This window comes from Anaerotignum propionicum DSM 1682 (genome assembly GCF_001561955.1).
Lineage (GTDB): Bacteria > Bacillota > Clostridia > Lachnospirales > Anaerotignaceae > Chakrabartyella > Chakrabartyella propionicum.
Map to the genome: position 1 here is coordinate 2,075,920 of NZ_CP014223.1, position 24,671 is coordinate 2,100,590.

Consider the following 24,671-nt stretch of genomic DNA (forward strand, 5'->3'; position numbering starts at 1 on the left):
TTACATTCCTCCAAACTTCATATCATGATTTTGCTGTTTTATTCCCAATTCTTCAGCGGTCTGCAAACTCCAGTTTTTTGCACTCCAAAAACTGACATACACCTCCTTGCCGTTGCATGGAATTTCTCTTTGCTCAAAACCTTCGCCCCATCCATCACTGGCTTGACCTGTAATTTCATCTTTTATTCTGGCAAGTTCCCTATCATCAAGGGGTGCATTTAAAATCAGGTTTGCAACTCCCATCAGCTGTCCATTCACTTCTTCCACTGAGAAATCATATCTTTTTACTTTCGCATTGACGCTATCCTGATCGCAGTAGTATCTCATCAATCCTCGTTCCGTTTCTTCGGGTAGGGCATTTCGCTCAATCGCTTGCAAAATTTCATCTTTATATTCCGCCAGCTCATCTGGGCAAACATCGATTTTATAATCTACCTGATAAAAGTCTCCATAGTCATTCTCATCATAATACGTGGTCCCACGAAGCGGCATATACAGCTTTAGTTCCTGAAAGTCTTCCATTGGGATTTCCATTCCAAGATGCTCCCATAAAACCTGTGCGAGCTCCCCATTATAACCGTGATAAAGAACGTAACCCTTTTCAGTAAATGCACCGTTCTGATTAGCAATTTTCTGCTGGCCATAGCGTTCAAAGTCTATGTATTGTTCAAGGTTTTCATCATATTCAAAGTGTCCGCTTTCGCAGATGATATATTTACCATATTCTTCCGCAGTATGGATATTGGGGAAAAGTTCAAACTCATACATACTGTCCAGAAGTACTTTTAAGTCCTTTTGATTATCTGGTTTAATAAATTCTATGAGCTTTTCAACATAACTTTCCTCTTGGGTGCCTATTTCTCGAAACTTAGTTGCAAAGTAATTAAGATTATCCATGTTCTCACAGAGGGGTTTTTGGTCAGCTAGAATTTCAAGCATTCTGTCTGGAAAATGGTCGCTGGTAAGACTTAGACTGCATTCTGACAGAGCATCTGCATCCAATCTTAGCAAGGCATATTCTATTTGCATTTGAGTGCAAGGCAGATAGAGAAATTGAATATAACCGTTTTTTTCCACTTGCAGCTCCGCAATTTCATCTTGCCAATGATATAGAGGAAAGTACAGTCCGTCATAGATTGTCTGTATAGGATTTTTATTTTGATAAAGAATTCCATAGGGCGTAATCATTGAGTTAGGATTTTCAGCAAGCAGTTTTTCAAAATACACCCTGCCGTCAAAGCTTTGCAATTCTTTCTCGCTGACCGCACCTTGTTCTGTTAGGTACATTTTCTTGCCTACCGCATCAAGGTCGCTGAAATCGGCAACAAGGCTGTAACAGTGGGTGTTGAAGGTAATATTGATAAGGTCTGTCGCAGTTTCTGCCTTTTCTGCATATGCCATAGCGTAGAAGGTTTGCAACTCATCCCTATCAAAACTGTCCAACCGTTTCATTAGGTAGTCCAGCTCATCAATATTGCAGTTCTTATCTTTTAGGAAAGTTGATAGCCTTTCATCGGATACTTCTACAATGGTGCAGTTTGGTTCTGTACTTGGGAGGATTTCTAAGCTAATGCAAGCTTTTTCAAAATCTTCGCCTTTCCAAGGAAACCAAAGGCTTTCCTTTCTTTCGTTCACAGGGTTCTGGATTGTTATTCTCATTTTTTCCTCCATTCTGTTTTTCGCATTAAAAAAGAGTCACCTTTTGATGTGACTCGAATTTATTAAGATTCGTATAGGTTTATTATTTGCACATTATTTTTCTCTGCATATTTTACGGTGTATGCTGTGCCACCTTTACTGCCATCGTAGTAGCATATCATTTTTCTGCTATTGTCCACCATATATCGGTTTCTCTGGTGAAAAGAACCTTGATGATATTTTGCATTTAGGGTAATGACCTCATCACACTGAGCGAGAGTTGTGAAATATAGTTCTCGATTCACCTCGTTCCAATTTTTTGCCTGTTCTTCATAGGGAACTACGGCAATGAGCTTTATTACTTTTGGCTCTGAAATATGTACTACTCGTTTTCGCATGAGCACAATTTCTGCACACAGTAAATCGAATCCATAGCACGCTCCGAAGTAAAAGGTGTCTGTTCCATTTTTAATCGCTCTGTCGACTTCCTCCCCTATTTTTAATTTCAAATTTTCAAGGTTTTCTTTACTTTTTGGAAGCCTTTCGCTTCTGTGACCGCTAAAACATAAAGCGATTTCTTTTTTCTGCATAGTTTTATTCCTCCTTTGTAATACTATATATATAGTATCTATTTATATGTGTATAGTCAATATGTAATACTACATATAGAATAGCTGTAAAGAGGTGACTAATATGAACAATAACTCAATTTTTGAAATAAAAGATTACGGAAAAATCAGTTTTCACGTAAAAGAAATCATGGACAGCAAAGAATTGACCAGAAGCAAGCTTGCTAAACTTGCCAACATTCGTTTTGAAGTAGCCGATAAATGGTACAACGGAAATATTGAGAGAATGGATATAGATGTTCTTACTCGCATCTGCTTTGTTTTGGATTGCGAAATTTCCGATTTGATGACCTATACAAAATAAATATCTATTTAGAAAGTTCATCATAGTGTAAAATCAAGCATTCATGACATTTTAAAACTCAAAATTTCACCGCCATATTTTACAATGAGAATTGCATGAATAATCGCCATAAAAGTTTGATGATCTATCAAGTACTTATCTGCAATTTCATTTAGCTTTATGTATTCTTTTCCGGTATAGATGGTTTTTGCCACCTGATATAAGGCATAGCTCTGCGTGGTCATACTGCTGAGACGAATATGCTTAAATTCAAAACGATTGGAATATATATGCTCTTTTACAAGACTGCATAACCTACCATCTGCAGTCAGCAGAAACAGAGTGGCAAGGTAGCGTGGATTTCTGTCCATTTTATGAATTTTGAGCATCTCACAAACATTTTCAAATCTTCCCTCATGGGCTTCACTGATAAACCAGTCGTCCGTAGAACTTGCAACTAAGTCTGAAAGCCTTTTTCTAAAATAGAAATGGCTGATTTCTGAAAAGCATTCTATAATCATTTCTCTGTAGTGTACTCTACCCATCCCCGTGCTGTTCGTAAGATTGGTGCAAGTGGTTTTTCCACAATTATCTTTACCGCATTTTTCATAGGAACGGCATTTCTTAATTCCCCCTTGTACATCCGTTGTTTCTCCCACCACAATCAATCCTTTCTGCCTAGGCGAAAATCTAGGAACAAGCATCATCAATTGTTCCATCTCCTGTAATTCTGTTCCATACATAAATAATCTTGGCATTTTTCTCACGTCCTTTTCATTTTTGGGTACAAAAATAAGCCTTAGTTCAAGCAGGAGCCCCTGCTAAACCAAAGCTTATTGATTTTCTTATATGAAAAAAGAGCAATGATATCGTATTTATATACGTTGATATCATTGCTCTCAGATATTTCGTCATTAAGTTGTTAGGAAGTTCTTTCCGCTCCTGATATTAAATATGCATCTTATTCCATGTTGCTATAGTTTTTCAGAAAACTCAAAAACGTCTCCTTGATTAATATATTCAAAACCAGATTCTGTAATGGTTAACTCCGCCTTATTGTCTTGTACGATAATTATACCTTTTACCTTATAAACTTCATCTTCAAAAGAAAGAGTTTCTCCATCGACCTTAGCAACTCCATCTAATTGTGCCAAACGGAAGATACCAATCGTGGCTTGATATGACTCATCTTCCAAATATGTTAAATCCAAATTATTGTATATGTCTTCTGTTCCCTGCCTGTCAACATACGAACCCGAATAATCATCCTTCTTTTGGGGTATAGCCGTTTCTTCCGATACTTCTTTGTCACTGTTTTCAATCGTTTCGTTAACGGCAGGTACTACTTCATTTGTCATAATCCATACATCATGAACCTTTGAAAATTCCAATGTTTCCGTATGGTCAAACTCATCAAAGAGCTTAAAATCAACAGTGACATATTGTTTTTCATCCTTTTCTTCTACATACTTCAGACTTTCTAAATCACATGCCATCGCACCATAGCCCCTTGAACCCCTTCTTAAATAAAGCTGTCCCTCATATTCCAAAAAGTCGTTTGAAAACCATTTATCGATAACTTCATCTGATAAATATTTTCTTAAATAGTCTCTTACCTCCGTATTTGTTTTGAAGTTTTACGGGATAATAATAGGAACCTATAGGGTCAATAAAATAATTCACATATTTGCTCTCCTCTCCCGGTTTAAAAAGCAGAGCAATATCACCCATGCCATCAGCATAGGCACTCTCGCTTTCATAAGCAGCTAAATAGCTATCTTCATCAGATCCAACCTCTGCACCAAACATCTCCTGCACACAGGAATTAAGGCAAACCACATTAGGCGTAATATCCTCTAAAAACTTTTCCTCGCTAAACGCCTCTGCCTTAGATGAGGCATTGCATGCAGCCATGGAAAAAATCACAAATGCAGATAAAACTAATATCGCTATTTTTTTCATAGTCATTCTCTTCTCTCCTTGTAGAACAAAGATAAACACAATAAAAATAATAATATTTTCGTTTCGTATTGATAATTACCGTTATCCACAACATTGGACTCTGTGTAATCGAACTGTATACCTTAAACAAATTGGGAAACTCGTATTTCTATTTAAATTGCCTAGTTTGCTCCCTTCTACGGTATGCTTCATATCCGCAAATGATCAGACCTATTATCATTACAGTGATGGATACTATAAACGGCACAAGCATATTCGTACCAAGGAAAGACCCCAAAAGTCCAGAAATGCCATTATAATCCCAAGGATTGATGACTGCCATATAAAAGAAAAGGCGGCAAAGATGAGTCCGATGATTGTTATCAAAGCTCCAAATATAAATTTCTTCATTGAAAATGCTCCATCGTTCTTAAACAACACAACTAGCTACATGATTTTCAATAATAAATATTTCTCCTAATTCTTCGCAGAGATTGTTGTAGACTACTGTTGCAAGCTAGTTTCACTGTGTAAACATACTGCTAAGCTCATTCTCATACACAAGGAATGTCGGAGTTTAATTATAGTTATACCCGTTTGGATGTGCTGATTGTAACACTCTCTTCCAGTATTGCTCGCGCTCTCTGGTTTTTCCTTTACCAAACTCATTTTTAGGGAAACACTCCAAAATTGAGTAGCGGAAATTATTTTTTATGTAATCTATCTTATTGCTTTCAACGAGTTCTTTTAAGCCCTTATTAGGGTAACCCTTGTCATTTTCTTCTGTTTTGTCGTAGCCATCATTAAGATAAGTAGACCATCGTCCGTAAATACCTTGTTCTCCAGTAGCCGAGCCGACATATAGTTTGCCATTTGATTCATCTGCCAGAACATATACTCCGTAAATATTGCTTAGAGCATCGCACCAATCTTGCTTGGTAATAATCTTGCGCAGTTCTCGGTATGTCTTACTGACCACTTCGTAACCTGGAAACGATTCACCGGATTCAAGATAAGGCAAAGGAAGAATCTCTGTGAGCTCAATGCTGTCTATGATCTCTGGCTTAACATAATAGAACTGCTGAGATAGGTTTTTCCACTCTACGACCAAGCGCCCGAAAAAAGGCTCGTATTCGTGTAATCGTTCCGCACTTGCAGAATTATATTCTTTATGTGTTACAGGGTTAACCGCCTTATGCCCATTCGCATCAGTAATATTATATGCATCAACAAACAACCACAGATTCTTTTGTCGGTCAATCTTAATGAATAAAAAAGTTAGGTCTTCGTTAGAATTACGATTTTTCTTTTCAGAGCCGTTAGAAAGCATCTCATCAACAAGAGTTGGGCTATTGTCTTCATACATCTCTAAAAAGTTGCGTTTGCATTTTGAGCCATCCGAGAGCGCATCCTCCCAGTCTGTATTAAACCGCAACTTAATACGCTTTTTCGGGAAGCGTTGCTTCAATTCATCGAATCGCAGTATGTCTTTAAGTTTAATGCCATTCATGCGAAAATCCTCCTTAATTTGTCAACAATATTCAATTAAGCACTAAAATTGTTTGAAATATTATTACTATACTGCCTTATCCCGATGTGAGAAGCAAAAAATAATCTAAATTTGCACTGATCCTCATTGTTCCCCTTACCTGTATGTAGAATTATAAACAAAATGAGCAACTGGCTTTACTAAAAAATACAATCCTACGTTAATGATAAACAGCAATTTATACTTGCTCTTTTTTGCCAAACGGGATAAATAAATAAGGTGTTAAACTACCAATAACTGAAGCAAGCCAAAGATTTTCATTTACTCGGTGGAATAACTGAGGTACAATACTACTCCACTCGAAAATTTGAGAAGCATACATGAAAAAGACAGCCCCCCGACCAGTTGTTAGGTTAAACGCCCATTGAGTTAAATCCATTATCAAGCCGATAGCGACAATAATTGATGCAGAAAAAAAAATCTCTTTTCGCGTCATGTTCCGGAAAAAAATCATGCCTCCAACTATAAGTGTCACAATAAATATGGATCCATAGATTATAAGCTCTCGTGTATTATCTGTTTTAATAGTTCCATCTGGAAGCTTAACAATAACAAATCGAATCATAAGAAAAACTTCCATGTAAAAAGCTATCACGCCTGCGGCGATACAAAATAACGGTACTTTCCAAAATATTTTCTTCAGCTCCATAACTTGTTCTTCCCTCCACAAAAAAATTTTGATGTATTGCTCTCTCGGATTCTATAAAACACATTGTTTTTATTAATTTACTAATCTACGGCATATCATAAACATAACTAGAAGTTGATTCTGCTACGAGGTATGCTCATTTTGTCTCGTGGTATTTGAGTTTGTTATAAGCTTTTACTGCAACTGAAATAGCCCAATATATGATAACTCCGTTTAGCAATAATCCTAACGGATTAAGACTCATTGACATAAGCGGATTTAGTACAGGCTTCGAATCATATACCGAAATAAATTGTATAGGCCAACCAATATTATATTGAAAGTGATTAACAACCTTAAAAGGTAAAATATATGATAAAATAATCTCTATCCAAAATGCTGCGTTTAATATTTTCCAATTAATCTTTTCCATTAATCCATAACCCCTTTGATATACACTAATAAAACAAACAAGTGTACCTCTCAATCCAGTTGCTCTGTGTAAACATAATGAGCAATTGAATTGCTGTATGGTATTTTCTACCTAAAAGTTACTTGCTTTCATTATTACATGAATAAGTTCCTATAATATTAAGTACAAAAGTAATGACAACAAGAATAACAGATACAACAGAGATTGCCCCAATCGTGTCCATAATGGTACTAAAATCTTCTATATCCACTCTGTGTCTTATTTCAAATAATTGAAAAACCAGTGCAATGGCACAAGTAGTGAAGCTATAAATCGAAAAGTTTTTTGGGTTACACCCCTTGTGATATTGTCTTACTGCATGCATTGGTATTATCCATGATACAGTGCCTAGAACAATGCTACCCACATTAAAAAATCCGCTCATTCGGTTTCTCCTTCTCACAATATAATAAATTTGCAACTCATTAATGTACACCCTAAACATCCCTTTAAGTAATGACGCAATTATCAGGGTACTAGCGCACACCCTTCAGGCTGGTTCCGCTGTATAAACATAATGCACAGTTAAATAAGTTAGTTAATATCAAAATAGTTAAAAAGAATTTCTTGATTTTATTCTTCTAAAGCTCCACCCCATTCAACAGCAACAAATCCATTTCTTTCAACCGCACTTAATTGCTGTTTCTTTATGCTCTCATTTCCATTTGCAACTTTATATACCATAAATACCCTAATTATACTATCAGGTTGAGGTACAATGTTAAGAGAAGCTTTCGAAGCATATTCCTCTGTATCAAATTTAATGATATTAAAATTATTTTTTATTAGTTGGGGTGTCCAATATGTAATAAAATCTGTCCGTTCTTTTTCATTGAGACCTAGTATTTTCAATTTTTCCTCTAAAAAAGAAACCGTTTCTTTTCTACTAACTAAAAACCCTTCATCAAATTCGGGTGAATAATTCATTACTTTTCCTTCCCAAAAAAGGTAAGGATATTCCGTTGTACCACTGATCACGGTTCCATCCGGTCTTGCCGTTACAGCCCAACCGTCCTTGTATTCGGGATATGTAAACGTAAAATCCCCCATAAAAGAAACTTTTACATTTACATCGGTTTCTTTTTCTGGATAAAGATATATAACAGGTTTGGCAGCCTTAATATATGTGATAGTTGCTTCATGATTATAGGCATTGTACAAAATTCTGGCAATATCCCCTCTGGAAGCAATTTTCTCAGGTAACTGATCTGCAATAAGCCCATTTCCCTTGGCAATTTTTAAATATCCATCAGGATAACCGCCTAAAGTCTTAGCAGTGTCTAAAAGAAGTTTGCGTTGTTCTTCGTTTTTTGCACTGGCTTTCAACAAAACAACAATATAATCTCTTATGGTGATGCTTTCGTCGGGGGCAAAGGTATCTTTATTCTTTCCGCTTATCATTCCATTGGCGAATGCACATATAATACGCTCTCTAGCCCAATGGTCTTTTGGAATATCCTTAAATGGAAACTCAATTTCGTCCTCTTCCTTTGATGTATACGTATGGTAAATTTTCACCATAAGTGCAGTAAATTCGGCTCTGGTTATATTTCGCTCCAAATGTAGTTCCCCGTCCTCATACCCATTCAAAACGCCTATTCCTTCCAAGAATTTCGCCATTTCTACAACGGAAATTTCTTGGTCTTTCCTCTGATAAGCCAAAAGCTCAAATGTATAATCATCTTCGTCAATTTCTGTTCTATAATCAAGCATAATATTAGTTTGGAAATATGCCCTTATTACATCCCCGTCACAAAACTCTGTATCCTCAAAATTCGTTGTGTCAAGAATAATATAGTTTGCCTTTTGCGTTCCAATAATATCACTCCAAAGATCATCACTTATTTTTGTAAGCTTTATTCTTCCATTGGTTATTTTTTCGACTTTACCCGTTAGTACAGAATATCCGCCTTGTATTTTTTCAAATTGATAAGTATCTTCTGCAAAAACCGTAACAGACGCCGAAAAAAGCAAACCTAAACAAAACAAAAAAATAATACATTTTTTAATCATATTAAAAACCCCCTCCACATCTTCCCGTATTAAATATATTAAAATGCTGACCCCTTACATCTCTCTATCGCAACCTCTATCAATTGTATTTTATAAACATAGCACTAAACCGCTAGCGCGGTGGCTCTTTCCAAAACCATATATTACCCTGTTAAAACTGCTGAAACACGGCAGTTTTTTCAGTTTTCAGATACAATGGAATCATTACTTTAAAGGAGATGATTCTATGACTAATGAAGAAGTTTATGTACGGGCTTATGAAGAAATCAAACTAAGAGGTCTATCGCCACACACCGTTGAAGAGTACCTGGGGAAACTAACTTTATTTCTCAGATACTTTGACAACCGTCCCATTGAGACAATGGGTGAAAATGAGATCCGTGAGTTTCTTCTCTACCAACTGGATTCAGGTAAATCATCTGGGACAGTAAACATCTACAATAGTGCCTTGCGTTTTATTTTTGGTGCCGTGTTAGGGCGAAACCTTAATTATCAGCTCATTCCCAGACGTCGCCAATATCGTCCCTTGCCATCCATCATGACCAAAAGTGAAATCGTACTGTTCTTTTCTACTATTGATAATCTTCGGGATAAAGCAATCTTTGAAACTGTATACGGTGCAGGATTGCGCATATCAGAGGTAGCTCGACTACGTGTTCAAGATATAAACAGTGAGCAGATGCGCATCTTTGTCTCTCATGGAGGAAAAGAACGGTACACACTCCTTTCTCAACGAAATCTTGAGCTTTTACGAGAGTATTGGAAGCACTATCGTCCCAGCCATCCAGATGGATATCTATTTTATTCCAGAGGAAGAAAGAATAACATCATGACCACAAGGGCAATTCAAGATGCATTCCATAGACACTGTAAAAATGCCAATCTCCCCAATACATTTACTGTTCATACATTACGGCATTGCTTCGCTACACATCTACTGGAATCCGGCGCAGAAGTATGTTGCATCAAAGAGTTGCTAGGACATACCTTTATCCAAACCACATCATTTTATCTGCATTTAAGCAATACCAATCAGTTGGTTCAAAGCCCATTAGACACGCTACCCAAAAAGCGTGGACGCAAATCAAAGGTAAAGTCCAATGCCTGAGGTGCAAGATATTTTCTTACAGCACGGAGAAAATTATCGCAGAAAACATCAAATGTCTATTGTTCAGCACAAAGCTATGAATGCAATTCAGAATTGTAGAACTGCTCGACTTGGCGGGCATATGGATAAATGTCCATCTTGTAACTATGAAAAACCATCCTACAATTCCTGTCGCAACCGACATTGTCCGAAATGTCAAACCCTTTCCAAGGAACGTTGGATTGATGCACGGAAAGCAGATTTATTAAACATCGGTTATTTTCATGTTGTGTTTACTGTTCCACAAGAACTGAACTGGCTAATCTACAATAATCAGCGTGCTTGCTACAATCTGATGTTTCGGTGTGTTGCAGAAACACTGCAAGAGCTATCCCATGACAAAAAATATTTAGGTGCATCTATTGGGCTTACAGCCATACTTCACACTTGGGGTCAGAATCTTTGCTTTCATCCACACATACATGGTATTGATTCCTTCCGGTGGATTAACTACTTTAGGTAAATGGCAACCTTCACGTAAAAAGTTTTTTCTGCCGGTACGGGTTCTTTCGCGTAAATTTCGAGGGAAGTTTCTGGCGTTGCTAAAGCTCCAAATACCTGAAATAGAACAAAACCTATTGGATATGTGCTACCAAAAGAATGGGTTGTTTATTGTAAACCACCGTTTAAAGATGCCCCTTGTGTTGTTGATTATCTTGGCCGTTATACTCACCGGGTAGCGATTTCTAACAATCGTATTCTCAAATTAGAAAACGACACTGTTACCTTTAAATGGCGGGATTATCGCGACAACAGTCGTTGGAAAGAGATGGTGCTAAATATTGACGAGTTTATAAGACGCTTTCTTATGCATATCTTACCACAAGGTTTTATGAAGATACGGCACTACGGGTTTCTCTCCAGTCGAGGCAAACAGAAGAAACTGCGAATATGAAAATTCAAACTAGAACTAGTCTTGCCCCCAAAGAAAAGCTTTCTGCCGAACAACTTATCCAAAGAATTCTCGGCAGAAAACCATCTCAGTGTCAACACTGCGGATACTCTGGTTTGCTCAGAACCGGACTTTCTCCGCCGGTAGTCAAAACTGCATAAGCTAGGCAATGCTTACGGTTGCCTTTAAAGCCTGTTTCAGAGACAGGCTAGCTTTGCTATGCTTATTTTAACAGAAAATGGTTTATTTTTACACAATAACGCCTGAAAATCGGGTTAAAACTGTGATCTTTTATATTTTTTTAAGAAAATACAGAATGCTTTTCCCATAGCATATGTAATCCGTTCGCGGTTTCGCGCTATGGAATTATCCAACCAAAGGGAACTAGGTCTCTACTCGGTTGCTTTTTTTCTGAGCCTTTGCTCGGATAATTCACTACTCATAATCGGAAATTAACAGGAAGTTATTTTTCATTCAACTTATATACCGCCAATATTGAGGAAAAACCACCGAGTACAGATAAAATTGCTCCGAAAATTTGAAAGTATCTTCATAATAATTACTGCCTATAAACATACTAAGAAATTGAATTTATTGCGAAGTATGCTCAATTAATACTGTAGAAATATGGTCCACATGAATCCTCGTGTGTCTTTACATATGTCCATTTTCCTACTGGATCAAAAACATATATGTCCGCCTTACTCATATCACTATCAAAGTCTAAGTCTTTTGCTTTAAGCAAAGAAGCATTCTTTACAAAATAACATTCCTCTGCATACTGAAAAAATAAATAGACTGCATCTTTTTCTATTGTATCAAAAATCTCTCTTGCAGCGTCCAATTTTAAGGCATCTAGTAAATCAAAGCTAAAGAGATGCCATTTATATTGGTCATTATAGTGTTTTGCATGCTTCTTTGTTTCTTCTGAAACCGCTGATGTAAATACTTCATCCCAATTCGCTACCACAGGATTCTTTTCAACTGGAACAAATTCTAACCCTCGCTTAGATAGCTCAATAATATGTTGTTTATATTCATAATCAAGTATATGTGCATCATATTCGTATATTTTATCCCAGATAGCATCAAGCAATCGCTCTCTGACATCTCTTTCTGTTGAATCCTTGAGCTGGTCAATTTCTTTTTCCAATTTTCTCAATCCATTATTATTAACTATTTTAAGAGCAATACTTTCCACATATTTCACCTCACGATATTAACAATCCATAACTCTTAGTGTACAATCATAAACATAACTAGAATTTAAATATTCCCTTCAAAACTCAAATAATCTCGCGCTTACAATAAATAAATTATGCTCATAACAAGAACAAGAAAATCACTTTCCTTGGGATATTCTACCATTCATCCAATCTTCTAAAGCATCTTTACTAAACACATATGAATCTCCAAATTTTGTACCGAAAGGAGTTATTTCACCTGACTGAATAAGTTTTGTCACATCGTCATTGTTTACGCTAAAATAAGCAGCAACTTCGTATTCAGAAAGAAAATCTTTAAATTCAGGTTCTGCATCCGTTGTCGAAACAGAAATATTGTTCGGAAAACTTTCTGTTTCAGGAAGTTTATATGCAATTATTGCGCCTGAGATAATGACACAAACGCCAATTACACAGCAACCTAAAAACAACAAAATATTAAGATTTTTCATAATTATTCTCCCTCATAAATATAAATAATTTGTACTTCGCATTTTGGTACTACTGTCCCCTCAAGCTAGTTCCACTATGTGAACATAATATGTACACAAATTATTCTCCCCGTCTCTACAAATCATCATAATTTACTTCTTCATAATCATAAAAGGATCTTATCCACCATGGAATAATGTTTGCAAAATTATTAAACGATAGCACTGTTAGCTTTGTAATCTTATTATCTTTTGTATCATCAATTATTATCTTTGAAATATTAACAGAATTCTCAGAATAAATATAGGCTAAAGGAATTATCTTACCACTCTCGCTTGGTGTATCAATAATAGCAAAAAAATTTTCACCAGCCCTGTAGAATTGCCGAGAAATCTCTATTTGTTCATGTGGTGCCACATGTGTAACATCCAAAATTTCAGTGCTGTCCCTCCCTGGCTTAAACGATATTTTATCGATAAAACCATCAGAACGATTGTCTATTATGATATTGTATCGTTGACTATACCGTGAATTGGAATAACAATATGACCCCATTAATATTATGAATAAAAATAAGCAAATTTTTAGCCTTAATTTTGTAGATTTCATTTTTCATCCTCTTTTGCCTGTCAACTCATACAATTTACTAAAAGATCAAGATTTTGAAAAACTTCTAATAAACATAACGGGAAATTAATGTTGGCTGTTATTGTTCATTGAATACTGGCCTAGATTGATCATTAACTAGCGTTAAAGCTTTGCAGAACTTATTCATCTCATCATTACCGAACCGCTGTCCTTGTATTACTCTATCGCAAAGTGACTGTATTGACTTGAGATCATCCAATAAAATTTTATCTTTATATAAAGAAAGCGTTGCCAAAATTTCGTTTTTTAAGTTTTCTTCCGTTCGTTTGCGGTATTGAATGTCACGCTCATCGGTTAGGAGTTCCTGCACCTTAGTGTATGCCCATAACAGTTCAGCAATCTTATCAATTCCTTCATATCCGGTTACAATAGCAGAGGCTAGTTCATAACCACGGCCAAAGCAATCTACTATTTGTGGTATGATATCAATCGGAAACGGAAGGAACGAGCCATCTGGTTGAGAATCGTCATTCTCAAGTGCATTCTGAATTATTACAAATGCTGATTTGGAGAATTTAAGACCTCCTCGTGCAACTTTTCCCTGTGAATCGCAACTCATCAAGACCAAATAATCAATACAGCTCTCCGCAAACCCTAGGCAAGAACACATAACACGCAACAACATGGCTTCATCCGAAAAGTCTAGCTCTTGAATGATAACAGGATAACTAGTTAAGATACCATCCTGCAGATAACGCTGTGGAAATATGACCTTAAAGTTCTCTGATAGTGCAGATAACTGAAGTTCATTTGTCGTCAGCAACTGTTTGTAGTAGCCCTCGTACCATGCCTTAACTTGATACTTGCTAAAATATTCGTTAGGAGCATGCTTTTCATAGTAAAGACACGCCATAATGATTTGCTCCGAAGCGTTTTGTTCGTGATTGCATAGTGTTGCATGCTCCGCAATCAATAGTTTGTACTTTGTGGTCATTTCACCAAATAAGTTCTGCATAGCACTCAAATATTCACGAGCGGTTTTAATATTAACCAAGGCAAGTCTCGCATCGTCTTCTTTTTTTAGTAAGAAACCGGGAAATTGGTTGCCAAAATTTTCAATGCTACTGAAATATTTACTTTTTACATGACTAAATCCTTCTGGTAATGCTGACTTTTCTTCAAACGGTCTGTCTTCGTGTGGAAACTTTAATTCGCAGATGGTGTCTCTTCTGATAGTTTCTCGTAGCGTATCTACCTCAGTAGCCAAACTGTCTAGCTTCTTTTTACCAAGCAAATGGTAAACACACGAAGAGGATTTATCCAGCAGGATACAGATGTTCTTTCTAATTGAAAACCAATGTTCCAGCCATTCCAAGATCGTGTCACACTCATAGTTGCTCATCAGTGTTTTGTTCCATAGTGAGTTGAATTCTTGGTGAAATGTTATTACGATATTTCGGACCGGCATGGTCTTATGGGCATCATCTGGCACTTTATATCCTTCCAATATATTAATGGTCGGTTTTAATGCATCGGCACAATATACATTAAAAATTGGAAGTATTCTGCAAATTGAAGTTAATCTGGAGACACTTTCTGAGTTGGCTTTTTTTATATTACTCGCCAGCAAAATATATTCCACATGAATTTCATTATCGGCTTCACTTAAATAGACCTGCAGAGAATTTGTTTTTTCTTTTAAATACTGCAAAATATTATCAATATAGTCCCCTACGAACGCTCTGTATTCTTTCTCATTTCCACAGAAGCAAGTGTACAATATTAGAGCCAGTGCGTCGTAAGATACCCGTACATTATTCTCCCAAAGATTTTTCAGGGCAATCTCACTAGACAAATTAAATCGGTGATCAATATTGTAGAGCCAGTACATAATATTTGAATATGAAGATATATCTTCGATGGTTTCAAATAGTTTGTTTCCTCTAAGCTTGAAAAAAAGCTTTTCACTAAAACAATGTATATCGGTTTCTAATAGCACATATTTAGGAATCTTATCTCTAAGCTCACATAAGTATTTAATGTTTTTGTTATCCGGCAAAGTTTTTTGCATACTATCCAAGGTACTTATTGACACGTCGAATTCATCAACTTTTGTGAAGGGACTTAATTCGCTTGAAAGAAGGAAAAGTCCTCCATGAATATTTGCATTATCAAGGATAGCTTTTTGCTCGCGGTAGTATTGCATTACACTTCCTGAAAATAAGCCGCGCAGGCCCTGTGTATAACTACCTAAATCTGCTGGATTCCATAAAGCATCTACAACTTTTGTGTAAAATTCATTTTTTGAAGAAATGTAAAGTGGCAAGCAAGAAAACAGTTTGGGAAGATAGTTCCGCTCGCACATACACAACACCTGTAAGGCTGTATCATCTATCTCATAGAACTCGTGTAAACTTGTTACAATGTGCTTAGAGCGCACAGGGTGTAATCCTTCGATATATTTGCTTTCACTATCAACTTTGATCAGAAATTCGTTTTCAATGCTTTTCAAAAGCTCACTTATGTCACAAGAAATTTTTGGCCTAAGATCTGCAATTAGGTGTCTTAGTGACAATCTCACACCACAGATATCGGCAAAACAAACTAGCCGTAGCAATTCGCATTTTATATTTCCGTTTACTGATGAACTAATTTGCGATATTTGATAAGATATCCTGTCTGATAGCATCTCGCCGTGGGTCAACAGATATACATATTCGATAAGAAGCCTTCTGTCAGACACCTGCTCCCACACTTTTCTCCAAGTCTTAACAGTTGGATGTATTTTTTTTGCACCTTGCAGCACATTGAATATTTCTAATGCATCTGCCTCATCTAGGGCAAGTTTAATTACTTCCATCGATTTTATATTGCTAATATCATTACCGTAGTTGTACCAGTCTATTTCTCTGGTCGTAATAAGAAATTTATAATGTAAACAAATATCTTCCTGAAAAAGCTGTGCCAACCGATTCCACTCACTTAGTTGTGCATCCAGATTATCAAGAAGAATAATTGGTTTTTCCCCTAATCTAATCCTTGCTTTAAAGAATCTCACTATATTATCTAACTCTTTTGCGTCGCTACACCAGCGAAGTTGATATATAGTATATTCTTTGAGTAAGGTGAAACACGTTTGAAGTGCCATTGTGGTTTTCCCTTGTCCGCTTGAAGCCTTTATTACAGTAACCGCATTCTTGGAAATAGACTTTAAGACCAACTGCTCAAGTTGAGATCTTCTTACAGGCAAGCCGTTTGCAATATCTTGAGGGGTGGCCTTTTTCCCTTCATAGTAACTCACATCTGTTCCAGAGGCACTGGGAGTATAATCAATTTTTTTAATCCAGCCCAGCGCAGGGTTAAATGCACCTTTGGCAATATCATCTTTTACTGATTGAATCAGATTATCAAGGTCAGACTTGCAGATACCCTTCCTTTGGGTCATTGTCTCGAGACAACAGTACTTTAAGCTGTTGGCAAATAATTTGATGTTGTCAGTTACAATGTCATATGTCTCAATTAATACAGCTTCAATCTCCCGCTCTAAAGAGTCTTTGATCTTGTTCTCGAATGAAAGCTTTGACAAAAAATCACTAAAAGAAAAGTCACTCCAATTCCAATGAGAATTACCATTCTTAATTTCCGTGACAATATTATTCCAATACAGAAAAGTTGCCTCATCAACTGTGCCGTCTATCAAGTTGCTGAAATGACCTTTTGAAACAGAAAAATCATATACTAACTTAAAGTTTCGATGCTTATCTATCAAATATGCTTCAAGAAAGTTTTTCAGGACATCTTTAAGAAAGCTGGCATCTTGCTTTACCGATGAGTATTTCAACTGTATGTGGACTGGGATATCAGATGCGCCTAAACACCTTATAAAATCAATGTCTTCAACCCCCTCAAGATAGAAAGTTGTTGTATTATCCATCTGGGTTAGAATTAAGTAGCATGAGTATAAATATTGATATGTAAATCCTAGTAATGCTATTACTCCACCGTTTCTGAATTCTTGTAATTCTGCAATAGTAGCCTTTGCAATCTTTACCTTTTGGGGAGATTTTGTTTTTGACTTATTTTTTTTGACCATAACGTCCCTGCTTTCTTAATACACATCGTGCACACACTGAAATCGCTATATAGTATTTCATAAATCCTTCAGAAATAATTATTTCTATTTTTAAAAGTGCTTGAACTTATTTTCCCATTATTGCTAAAACCAGAATCTTTATTATAGATAAATCATAAAACAGTTTGTAAATCCAGACTGCTTAAGTTAAACTTATATCAGCAATATGGTTTTAAATGTGCAAAAATTGAATCCATTGTTTCTTATACCTTTTTTACTTTATTATACATGCATCTGCATAATATTTCCATATATATTAAAAAAGGTTAAGCCGAAGTGTCAATTTTATGACCCAGACTTAACCTCTTATATCCCTCTATTTTGTAAAAACGCCCTATGTCATCTATATTTCCACCATATTTTAAGGCTCAAAAACGGCACTTTTTCGCCTATTTTTAAGCCCAAAAACCGCTTCAAAACCAGTCGAGGTAGACGCGCCCATTACTAGACGCACCCCTCACAGAACCGTACGTGCGGCTTTTCCGCATACGGCTCTTTACAAGTCTAATTGTTCAACAGTTATCCATAGACATTGACATAGACCTTGCCATAGGCTATCGGGAACACTTTGAGCATCTCTTCAAGTCCTTTCCACGTATAGCTTTCCCTATGACTTCTTCGATTAAGCCAATAGAACAACATATCTATCACTTTGAATCTAAATCTGTCAAGGCTTGGTCCGTTATCAGTAATCCCGTAGTAATGGTAATAACCAACAAGTATTTGGTTCAGCTTCTTTATGATTTCCTTCACTGGTAGAAATCTAAGTTCTCCCTTTAGAAGTTGGTTTATCTCTTTGCATTTCTTTCTGAATTTCTTCCTGCTGGTTCTCCTCTTCACTCTGAACTTTCCGTTCCTACCTTTGGAACAGTAGTGTGTGAAACCGAGAAAGGTAAAAGTTTCTGGCTTTGTTCCTTCTCGCTTGCAATCTGCTTCGGCGAAACGCCCAAATTTAATCAGCCTGCTCTTACTTTCCTCAAGCTCCAGTCCAAAGTGCCCCATCCTGTGTTTTAGTCTCGTGTAGAACTCTTCTGCTTCGTGCTTGTATTGAAAACAGACTACAAAGTCGTCTGCATACACCACTAATCCGCAGAAACCCTTCATGTTCGGCTGTATCCTCTCCTTGAACCACCATACAAGTACATAGTGCATGTAGATGTTTGCGAGTATAGGTGAACAAATAGAACCCTGTCCACTACCCTCTTCGGACTCCTCATACTGAAAATCCTTCATGATTCCTGCCTTCAGCATTCTTCTAACCAGCCTAATGATGTTAGGGTCTTTGACTCTTGATTCTACGAACTTAACTATCCATTCATGGTCTAAATGGTCAAAGAACCCTTTAATATCTGCATCAAGGATATAATTCGTGTAACACATCTCAATCATCACATTTAATTTCTTAATTGCCATGTGACATCTACGTTTTGGGCGAAAGCCCATCATTTCATCGTAGAAGTGAGGTTCGAAAACAGCCTCGAGTACTCTTTTCAACGCCTCCTGCACTAACTTATCCCTGTAGCAGTAGATACTGAGTGGTCTCGTCTTGCCGTTGTCCTTTGGTATTTCCACCCGCCTTGCAGGCTGTGGCTTATAGGATTTCCGTCTCAGACTTTCCACAAGTTTATCCAGGTTTTCTTCAAGATTCGCTCCGTACATCTCCTTTGTAACTCCGTCGATGCCAACAGCTTTCTTTCCATCCATGTCCGTATGGCACTGCCTAAGCAGTTCCTTGTCTATCAGATGTCCTATAGACGTGAACACCATATCCGGATTTTCTCTTGATAACTGTGATATTCTCTCCAATTTCGTTTCCATCAGTTTCCTACCTCAGTGTGTAGCTAATGTTTCCTCTTTGATATGAACTTGTATGGCAAGGTTGCGAGGAACAACCTACTCTCCGCTTCCCTCCAGTGGCATTACCACCTTCATTGGTACTATCAGGCCATCCGACTGCCTGTCATGCTTCTGCAGCCATCTCTGTCTGCATACCACTCATACACACATAGTGTGGACACGGCAGGCTCTCCCCAGTTGATGTGACATCATTGTATAGCATGGCTGACTTCTAACTCCGCAGAGCCTCAGATATCTAACCCTTTGACGAATATCTGCGTGTTGCCTTCCGCTATGTTGACGGCGTCGGCACTCTGAACCATCCACAAATTTCGAAGCTAAACTGCCTTTTGACCCTGCTACCTAACTCCCTTTGCTTTGCATGCCCTGTTACCAGAAACATACTCTAGGCTTGCTACCGATGGTGGGGCTTCACCTTATCGGACGGGGTTTCCACCCGTTAAATATCACACCCTTGGCTGGGCGCACCAACATCTTGTGGTTTAAACCCCATTTTTAGCCTTAGTACCACAATACGTCATCATTATTATCGCTTCAACGTGACTCGTAATAGGGAACAGATCAACTGGATTTTATGCATATTTATCCAAATATTTCGCATATTATTGTTCAATTGATGAATAAAAAATTTTATTTTGCATATTTATTATGTCATCTGTTTTATCGCTTCAAGGGTAGGTTGAGTTATTCAAATTATAGTCCCATTCTTCTTACACTGTTTGCAACCATTTCAGTTAGTTCACTTTCTGCTCCCAAGCTAAATTAAAAATAGAACCCTTTCCACCACCAGCACCAATGGCAGATATAAAAACTCCTCTTCAATTTTAACATCAGATCTATTTTGTCCGTTCATATTTTTTCCTTATCAACATAAATCAGTTAGAAATGCATTTATCTGTTTATACATGCGCTTCTTTTAGTTTGCATAATTAGAGTATGTACGTGAAATTTGTTTTACTTCTGCACATATCTCGTCAATCTGCCATTTCCAACCTTACGAATTAAATCCTTATCTAACATTTCTTTAAGAATATTAATTGCGTGAGTCGTACCACTGCCCAAGGCTTCTTCAACATCAGAACGAGTGATTTCTTTTTGCTTTTCAAACAATCTGAGTACCGGTAAGTACTTTTGTTCTTCTGCACTTAATACTTTGGCATGTATATTAGGTAGAACTACTCTAAATGCCCCTTCTACATTTTCAAACTTAGGCTGTACTGTTAACCCCTTGTAGCAACTAATGATTTTGCTAATACCTGTTCCATATGCCTCAATTAGCTTCATTCTATAAAATAGAGCTGCCAGTTTTTCATTTCTGGGTTGTGATGCTCCCAGCATAGCTGCCTCTAATGATAACCCAGATACCAATCCGCCTAAAGATATCATCTCTAAACGGTCGGAATAGAGGTTTATAAATGTGCTGCCACTAAATGAATAATCCCTATGCACGATAGCATTCAGCAATGCTTCACGAACTGCATCTTCCGGATAATCTCTCTCATCTGTACGAAACAAATCATGGAAGGTCGCTTTTGTACCATTATAAAAGTCAATGGTTCTATAGGCATCTGTAAGCTGAGTAAATAGGGAACCGGTAAACTCTTTTCTATCCCTAAACACTAACTTATCTATTCCTTGGAAAACTGCAAATTTGATTGAGTGTTTGCATTGATCTGAAACAAGCAACCCCATATTTGTATAAATATCATCAGGAGAAAGAATACCTAAATTCTTCATTTGAACTTCTGTAAATTCTAAGTCTCTTTTTTGCAATTCCTCTTCTAATTTATTAAAAGTCAGCTCCTGAACTAGAGAACGATTTTCCTCAAATGAATCGCCATCTGCCATTTTTATCATCATACGGATAGCATCTTCAGATGCTGGGGCAGATGTTGTTCCACTTCTAACATATACACCTGTTGGTTTCAGTCCTTTATCTGATAGGTAATAAGGCTTTTTTGTGCCTTGGCTTACGGTCACTTTAATAAAAAACTTCTTATCTTCTTGTAACAATCCAATGTTAACAAACATGGAAACATCAGGTCTGACACTATCTCTTATGGAGTTGGAGATTTGTTGCATTACAAAATCAGCATTATCAACACCAATGATATGTCCACTATCCTGTACGCCAATATAGATTGTCCCACCATATGTATTCGCAAAGGCAACAATCTCTTTCTTTAAATCAGAGGTATAGATTTCTTTCAATTCAACCGTTTCACTTTCATATAGCTTCATAACTCCACTCCTTCTATCAGTTTCTATCACTTATAACACTATGCTATCACAACAATTGATAGAAAGCAAGGAGAAGCATTTTACAGTTTATGACAAAGAAATCATCTCACCTTCTTTTATAAGAATACAATCCTTAATACAATAAATGGGAATTCCACTCTTTTTAATAGATTTTCTTGAATCTTCTAAACTGAATTCATATTTTAATAAAACTTCTTTCGAATAACAGATTGCCATATCTATCTCTTTCTTATTATAAAGGTCAAACAGTTTCTTTATTCTATGGTTCCCTCTTTGGAATCCTTTTTCATTTGTAACCCAGCCAAACAAATCTAGAAATATTAATTGCCTCAGTGCTGATTGTAGAGAATACAAGTTGATATACTTAGATTTATTTGGGATAAATACTGCTCCTTTAATTTTTCTATCATATATTCCAAGGGTATTTTCAAAACTAGATAGCGATGGAATGATAATCAAATTTTCATTGTCCATAGTGATCCTCCTTATAAATAATATCATTTTTATGGTATACAAAAAGGCTAAGTTGCAGATCATTACTCGATCTACATCTTAGCCTTAATACTATGAATACTTTTTAACTAGCACAACCTTCTACTCACTAATTAATTTTGACTCAATTAACAAATTTCTTACAGCCTCTGCTTCTGCATAAGTCAAATTCGCTTTAGGCGATATCATTGTTGCTGTTGTGCCATTAAATACATGAGCCGCTAATACATTCTTAACATTTGTTTTTGCCCAATCACTTACTTGGCTGTAATCGGTGTAACTTTGGTTTCTGTTTTCATCACTTCCTACAAGCTTCGTAATTCCCATTGCTCTTTGGTACATAACAATTGAGCTACGGTTGAAAAGTGTTACTGATTATTCTAATCTATTGATTTTCTCATAATACTATTTTACTTCCAGAATACAATCTGCATAATATTTGCATGAAAGATCTACAGCGTAAACTTATGTCCCTCTGACACATAATACCCGTCCTTTGTAATAAAATTAACACTAACATATGCCTCAAAACTTAACGTCTTCATATCAAATGAACGTCAATATTATAGTCAGTAATCTTATTTCCCGGATGATAAGCTGCTGCCTTTTGTTTAAGTTCTTCGTCAGATATTGTGGGAAACTTAATATTATCTTAATGTAAATCATTATTCCATTCATCCAGATAATCAATTAATTTTGCATATCCATGTATTACAGTAACATGGTAACCATAGGAGGAACGATACTCACCAACATAATATCGGATATCCAGCATATTGAGCGGCAACTGTATCACGTTGTTTCCTGTGTCAGTTGTATCTATCACTACATCTCCTAACGGAGAATATTCTTCAACAACAAAATCATTTATATTAAAATCACGGTTTATATTATTTTTAAAATAACTTTCAATCTCATCGTAGTTCTTAGATTTTGCAACATACCTGATATCATTATCATTAATGACTATTTGTTTTCGTCTATCATCAATATACTCTTTTGCCAATTCATTTAGATTGTTTATATCCTCTTGACTAATGTTTCCCTTTAAAACCTTATGTAAGGACATTGTGTTTTTATCTTTATCCCAAGTACATTCAAAGTCCGCAATCTCAGCTATATCTCTTACAGAAAAATAATGATAACCGTTAATGTTATATCCAGATAGAGTAAGCTTTACCTCATTCACAATAATATTTTGCTTAATAGGAACAGCGGTTGCTTTTTTTAAAACCTTATCCACTTGATCCGTTGAATTATTATATTTACCTGACAAATCTAGCTTTATTGCTCTTGTTCCGGCATCCCACTCAACATCAAAATCAATGAGCATTGCAACACCCCTTAGTTTAAAGTAGTTTTTGTTGTTAATTGCATAATCAACTACATTTTTACTCAGTGATACTCCCCTCGGTATTTAAAATAACTCTATTTTCTGTAGGAGAAGTTTGTATTGTTTCTGTTGATAACGGCTCCGCTTGTACCAAACTGCAATTTGAACAAAACAAAATAACAAATACCATATCTAACTTTATTAATCTCTTTTTCATATTTACCCCCGTCTATCCTTAAAAAAGGATAGAAAAGTTCCGTTTATCCAACGGAAGCTTTTCTATCCCTAATATCAAACTGGCTTAAAAACCTTGGGTATGCAAAAGTATAGAGCATAATTAACAATATATACTATTTAGAAACGGGTACACCCAGAACGAGAGACATCAAAACACCATCACATAATATCACTTTTGATATACGCCGTATTTTATTAAATTATCTTTATTCTTTTCTATAATCTGCGGATATATTGAAATAAGTTCTTCTTTTGTTCTGGCATCCAACAAATCTATCAAACTACGATAATCAGGAAAGAGTATACTAATTACAGCTTGATACTCTCCATCAATATCTTTATTCCCCTCCCAGAATATTTCAAGCCATTTTTCAAAGCTTTCCAAAGCATATACAATGTTGTGAGAGCTCTGGGTAATATAGCCCACAGGATATTCATTATTGGGATATTCTCTATCACATATAAAAACCCAATGGTCTAATGATAATTGGTCTGCATTTCCAAAAGTAAATGGGACTAATTGATTAATCTTTACAAGTTTATCTTGCGGAACTATATAACACTCTTTATCAAAATCTTTAATGCTGAGCAAGCCCAAAGAATTGCCACAATTCATTAAAGAACACATAATATGTTCTAAACCTACACCTACCATTGGCTCAACTCCATACATATATATATTGCCATTAGAAAATTCTTTCAGAAATGTTCTAAAGCTTTCAGGTAGTTTTATTTTGCAATAATCTTCTGCCTCTTTTATCATTTCTTCTGTGGCAATAGAAGTAGGTGTTTCATTCTCCTCCATCCCCCCTTCTAAGTATAATTTTTTATTTTTAATTTTATTTATGATTTCATGTACATATTCAATACTCATTTTCAGCCCCAAATCAACCTCATACTCTTCTATAATCTTATATAGAAAA

At 36.2% G+C, this 24,671-nt stretch carries 26 protein-coding genes; 5 read left to right on the forward strand and 21 right to left on the reverse strand.

Annotated elements, in window-relative coordinates; genetic code table 11:
• Both CPRO_RS09620 and CPRO_RS09625 read right to left on the reverse strand, forming a co-directional pair.
• Nucleotides 1–1,659 (reverse strand): antirestriction protein ArdA, encoded by a 1,659-nt coding sequence (locus CPRO_RS09620; protein ID WP_066050980.1) that lies wholly within the window; start codon nucleotides 1,657–1,659, stop codon nucleotides 1–3.
• A 62-nt stretch (nucleotides 1,660–1,721) separates the two neighbouring features.
• Complete coding sequence (locus tag CPRO_RS09625; protein WP_066050984.1) at nucleotides 1,722–2,228, reverse strand: SLOG family protein; 507 nt, start codon at nucleotides 2,226–2,228, stop codon at nucleotides 1,722–1,724.
• Nucleotides 2,229–2,331: 103 nt separating this feature from the next.
• Here CPRO_RS09625 and CPRO_RS09630 point away from each other — a divergent pair, with 103 nt between their 5' ends.
• Nucleotides 2,332–2,571: a helix-turn-helix domain-containing protein gene (locus CPRO_RS09630; protein WP_072743615.1), complete on the forward strand. Its 240-nt coding sequence runs from the start codon at nucleotides 2,332–2,334 to the stop codon at nucleotides 2,569–2,571.
• A gap of 41 nt (nucleotides 2,572–2,612) precedes the next feature.
• Here CPRO_RS09630 and CPRO_RS09635 read toward each other — a convergent pair whose 3' ends face one another.
• The 8 genes from CPRO_RS09635 to CPRO_RS15005 form a co-directional block, all read right to left on the reverse strand.
• The gene (locus tag CPRO_RS09635) at nucleotides 2,613–3,308 is read right to left on the reverse strand and encodes a hypothetical protein (RefSeq protein WP_066050987.1); all 696 of its coding nucleotides are present in this window, start codon (nucleotides 3,306–3,308) and stop codon (nucleotides 2,613–2,615) included.
• A 216-nt stretch (nucleotides 3,309–3,524) separates the two neighbouring features.
• Nucleotides 3,525–4,046 (reverse strand): hypothetical protein, encoded by a 522-nt coding sequence (locus CPRO_RS09640; RefSeq protein WP_066050990.1) that lies wholly within the window; start codon nucleotides 4,044–4,046, stop codon nucleotides 3,525–3,527.
• Between the two features lie 85 nt (nucleotides 4,047–4,131).
• The gene (locus CPRO_RS09645) at nucleotides 4,132–4,518 is read right to left on the reverse strand and encodes a hypothetical protein (RefSeq protein WP_066050995.1); all 387 of its coding nucleotides are present in this window, start codon (nucleotides 4,516–4,518) and stop codon (nucleotides 4,132–4,134) included.
• A 550-nt stretch (nucleotides 4,519–5,068) separates the two neighbouring features.
• Nucleotides 5,069–6,001, reverse strand: a complete 933-nt coding sequence (locus CPRO_RS09650; protein ID WP_066050997.1) for a GIY-YIG nuclease family protein — start codon at nucleotides 5,999–6,001, stop codon at nucleotides 5,069–5,071.
• A gap of 217 nt (nucleotides 6,002–6,218) precedes the next feature.
• The gene (locus CPRO_RS09655) at nucleotides 6,219–6,689 is read right to left on the reverse strand and encodes a hypothetical protein (RefSeq protein WP_066051000.1); all 471 of its coding nucleotides are present in this window, start codon (nucleotides 6,687–6,689) and stop codon (nucleotides 6,219–6,221) included.
• A 136-nt stretch (nucleotides 6,690–6,825) separates the two neighbouring features.
• A complete protein-coding gene (locus tag CPRO_RS09660; RefSeq protein WP_066051003.1) occupies nucleotides 6,826–7,101 on the reverse strand; it encodes a hypothetical protein in 276 nt (91 codons plus the stop codon).
• A gap of 118 nt (nucleotides 7,102–7,219) precedes the next feature.
• The gene (locus CPRO_RS09665; protein WP_066049292.1) at nucleotides 7,220–7,525 is read right to left on the reverse strand and encodes a hypothetical protein; all 306 of its coding nucleotides are present in this window, start codon (nucleotides 7,523–7,525) and stop codon (nucleotides 7,220–7,222) included.
• Between the two features lie 188 nt (nucleotides 7,526–7,713).
• Nucleotides 7,714–9,153: an S-layer homology domain-containing protein gene (locus tag CPRO_RS15005; RefSeq protein ID WP_082754313.1), complete on the reverse strand. Its 1,440-nt coding sequence runs from the start codon at nucleotides 9,151–9,153 to the stop codon at nucleotides 7,714–7,716.
• A 226-nt stretch (nucleotides 9,154–9,379) separates the two neighbouring features.
• Here CPRO_RS15005 and CPRO_RS09675 point away from each other — a divergent pair, with 226 nt between their 5' ends.
• The 4 genes from CPRO_RS09675 to CPRO_RS16280 are packed head-to-tail and all read left to right on the forward strand — an operon-like array spanning nucleotide 9,380 to nucleotide 11,195.
• Nucleotides 9,380–10,261, forward strand: a complete 882-nt coding sequence (locus CPRO_RS09675; protein WP_066051006.1) for a tyrosine-type recombinase/integrase — start codon at nucleotides 9,380–9,382, stop codon at nucleotides 10,259–10,261.
• The gene (locus tag CPRO_RS16080) at nucleotides 10,254–10,763 is read left to right on the forward strand and encodes an IS91 family transposase (RefSeq protein ID WP_330383831.1); all 510 of its coding nucleotides are present in this window, start codon (nucleotides 10,254–10,256) and stop codon (nucleotides 10,761–10,763) included. Before CPRO_RS09675 ends, CPRO_RS16080 begins: the two co-directional genes overlap by 8 nt.
• Nucleotides 10,723–10,980, forward strand: a complete 258-nt coding sequence (locus CPRO_RS16275; protein ID WP_422664666.1) for a transposase — start codon at nucleotides 10,723–10,725, stop codon at nucleotides 10,978–10,980. Before CPRO_RS16080 ends, CPRO_RS16275 begins: the two co-directional genes overlap by 41 nt.
• Nucleotides 10,887–11,195, forward strand: a complete 309-nt coding sequence (locus CPRO_RS16280; RefSeq protein WP_422664667.1) for an IS91 family transposase — start codon at nucleotides 10,887–10,889, stop codon at nucleotides 11,193–11,195. Before CPRO_RS16275 ends, CPRO_RS16280 begins: the two co-directional genes overlap by 94 nt.
• Nucleotides 11,196–11,799: 604 nt before the next feature.
• Here the strand turns inward: CPRO_RS16280 and CPRO_RS09685 are convergent.
• The 11 genes from CPRO_RS09685 to CPRO_RS09730 all read right to left on the reverse strand — a co-directional run bounded on the left by CPRO_RS09685 (nucleotide 11,800) and on the right by CPRO_RS09730 (nucleotide 24,634).
• Nucleotides 11,800–12,393 carry a DUF4275 family protein gene (locus tag CPRO_RS09685; RefSeq protein ID WP_066051009.1) on the reverse strand — a complete coding sequence of 198 codons (594 nt, stop codon included), beginning with the start codon at nucleotides 12,391–12,393 and terminating at the stop codon, nucleotides 11,800–11,802.
• Between the two features lie 141 nt (nucleotides 12,394–12,534).
• Complete coding sequence (locus CPRO_RS09690; RefSeq protein WP_066051012.1) at nucleotides 12,535–12,867, reverse strand: helix-turn-helix domain-containing protein; 333 nt, start codon at nucleotides 12,865–12,867, stop codon at nucleotides 12,535–12,537.
• Between the two features lie 115 nt (nucleotides 12,868–12,982).
• Entirely contained in the window at nucleotides 12,983–13,456 is a 474-nt protein-coding gene (locus CPRO_RS09695) for a hypothetical protein (RefSeq protein ID WP_066051014.1), read from the reverse strand.
• A gap of 97 nt (nucleotides 13,457–13,553) precedes the next feature.
• Nucleotides 13,554–17,528, reverse strand: coding sequence for a P-loop NTPase (locus tag CPRO_RS09700; RefSeq protein WP_066051017.1), 3,975 nt, complete (start codon nucleotides 17,526–17,528; stop codon nucleotides 13,554–13,556).
• 558 nt (nucleotides 17,529–18,086) lie between these two features.
• Nucleotides 18,087–19,385: a group II intron reverse transcriptase/maturase gene (gene ltrA, locus CPRO_RS09705; protein ID WP_066050611.1), complete on the reverse strand. Its 1,299-nt coding sequence runs from the start codon at nucleotides 19,383–19,385 to the stop codon at nucleotides 18,087–18,089.
• A 993-nt stretch (nucleotides 19,386–20,378) separates the two neighbouring features.
• Nucleotides 20,379–21,665 (reverse strand): RNA-binding domain-containing protein, encoded by a 1,287-nt coding sequence (locus tag CPRO_RS09710; RefSeq protein ID WP_066051020.1) that lies wholly within the window; start codon nucleotides 21,663–21,665, stop codon nucleotides 20,379–20,381.
• An 87-nt stretch (nucleotides 21,666–21,752) separates the two neighbouring features.
• Entirely contained in the window at nucleotides 21,753–22,160 is a 408-nt protein-coding gene (locus tag CPRO_RS09715) for a hypothetical protein (protein WP_066051024.1), read from the reverse strand.
• A 120-nt stretch (nucleotides 22,161–22,280) separates the two neighbouring features.
• Complete coding sequence (locus CPRO_RS09720) at nucleotides 22,281–22,520, reverse strand: S-layer homology domain-containing protein (protein ID WP_082754315.1); 240 nt, start codon at nucleotides 22,518–22,520, stop codon at nucleotides 22,281–22,283.
• A 310-nt stretch (nucleotides 22,521–22,830) separates the two neighbouring features.
• On the reverse strand, nucleotides 22,831–23,511 hold the full coding sequence (locus CPRO_RS09725) for a hypothetical protein (RefSeq protein WP_066051032.1): 681 nt from the start codon (nucleotides 23,509–23,511) through the stop codon (nucleotides 22,831–22,833).
• 58 nt (nucleotides 23,512–23,569) lie between these two features.
• Entirely contained in the window at nucleotides 23,570–23,728 is a 159-nt protein-coding gene (locus CPRO_RS15370; protein WP_157881665.1) for a hypothetical protein, read from the reverse strand.
• A 189-nt stretch (nucleotides 23,729–23,917) separates the two neighbouring features.
• Nucleotides 23,918–24,634 (reverse strand): SMI1/KNR4 family protein, encoded by a 717-nt coding sequence (locus CPRO_RS09730; RefSeq protein ID WP_066051035.1) that lies wholly within the window; start codon nucleotides 24,632–24,634, stop codon nucleotides 23,918–23,920.
• Between the last annotated feature and the right edge of the window lie 37 nt (nucleotides 24,635–24,671).

Excerpts from the sequence above, each read along its gene's own strand:
- CPRO_RS09695 (WP_066051014.1), bottom strand. The coding sequence starts at position 13,456 with ATGAAATCTACAAAATTAAGGCTAAAAATTTGCTTATTTTTATTCATA.
- CPRO_RS09625 (WP_066050984.1), bottom strand. The coding sequence starts at position 2,228 with ATGCAGAAAAAAGAAATCGCTTTATGTTTTAGCGGTCACAGAAGCGAA.
- CPRO_RS09675 (WP_066051006.1), top strand. The coding sequence starts at position 9,380 with ATGACTAATGAAGAAGTTTATGTACGGGCTTATGAAGAAATCAAACTA.
- CPRO_RS09720 (WP_082754315.1), bottom strand. The coding sequence starts at position 22,520 with ATGTACCAAAGAGCAATGGGAATTACGAAGCTTGTAGGAAGTGATGAA.
- CPRO_RS09630 (WP_072743615.1), top strand. The coding sequence starts at position 2,332 with ATGAACAATAACTCAATTTTTGAAATAAAAGATTACGGAAAAATCAGT.
- ltrA (WP_066050611.1), bottom strand. The coding sequence starts at position 19,385 with ATGGAAACGAAATTGGAGAGAATATCACAGTTATCAAGAGAAAATCCG.
- CPRO_RS09655 (WP_066051000.1), bottom strand. The coding sequence starts at position 6,689 with ATGGAGCTGAAGAAAATATTTTGGAAAGTACCGTTATTTTGTATCGCC.
- CPRO_RS09660 (WP_066051003.1), bottom strand. The coding sequence starts at position 7,101 with ATGGAAAAGATTAATTGGAAAATATTAAACGCAGCATTTTGGATAGAG.
- CPRO_RS15005 (WP_082754313.1), bottom strand. The coding sequence starts at position 9,153 with ATGATTAAAAAATGTATTATTTTTTTGTTTTGTTTAGGTTTGCTTTTT.
- CPRO_RS15370 (WP_157881665.1), bottom strand. The coding sequence starts at position 23,728 with ATGAAAAAGAGATTAATAAAGTTAGATATGGTATTTGTTATTTTGTTT.
- CPRO_RS09725 (WP_066051032.1), bottom strand. The coding sequence starts at position 23,511 with ATGCTCATTGATTTTGATGTTGAGTGGGATGCCGGAACAAGAGCAATA.
- CPRO_RS09690 (WP_066051012.1), bottom strand. The coding sequence starts at position 12,867 with ATGAAAAATCTTAATATTTTGTTGTTTTTAGGTTGCTGTGTAATTGGC.
- CPRO_RS09620 (WP_066050980.1), bottom strand. The coding sequence starts at position 1,659 with ATGAGAATAACAATCCAGAACCCTGTGAACGAAAGAAAGGAAAGCCTT.
- CPRO_RS09645 (WP_066050995.1), bottom strand. The coding sequence starts at position 4,518 with ATGACTATGAAAAAAATAGCGATATTAGTTTTATCTGCATTTGTGATT.
- CPRO_RS16080 (WP_330383831.1), top strand. The coding sequence starts at position 10,254 with ATGCCTGAGGTGCAAGATATTTTCTTACAGCACGGAGAAAATTATCGC.
- CPRO_RS09640 (WP_066050990.1), bottom strand. The coding sequence starts at position 4,046 with ATGGCATGTGATTTAGAAAGTCTGAAGTATGTAGAAGAAAAGGATGAA.
- CPRO_RS09715 (WP_066051024.1), bottom strand. The coding sequence starts at position 22,160 with ATGGACAATGAAAATTTGATTATCATTCCATCGCTATCTAGTTTTGAA.
- CPRO_RS09635 (WP_066050987.1), bottom strand. The coding sequence starts at position 3,308 with ATGCCAAGATTATTTATGTATGGAACAGAATTACAGGAGATGGAACAA.
- CPRO_RS16275 (WP_422664666.1), top strand. The coding sequence starts at position 10,723 with ATGGTATTGATTCCTTCCGGTGGATTAACTACTTTAGGTAAATGGCAA.
- CPRO_RS09665 (WP_066049292.1), bottom strand. The coding sequence starts at position 7,525 with ATGAGCGGATTTTTTAATGTGGGTAGCATTGTTCTAGGCACTGTATCA.
- CPRO_RS09650 (WP_066050997.1), bottom strand. The coding sequence starts at position 6,001 with ATGAATGGCATTAAACTTAAAGACATACTGCGATTCGATGAATTGAAG.
- CPRO_RS09710 (WP_066051020.1), bottom strand. The coding sequence starts at position 21,665 with ATGAAGCTATATGAAAGTGAAACGGTTGAATTGAAAGAAATCTATACC.
- CPRO_RS09700 (WP_066051017.1), bottom strand. The coding sequence starts at position 17,528 with ATGGTCAAAAAAAATAAGTCAAAAACAAAATCTCCCCAAAAGGTAAAG.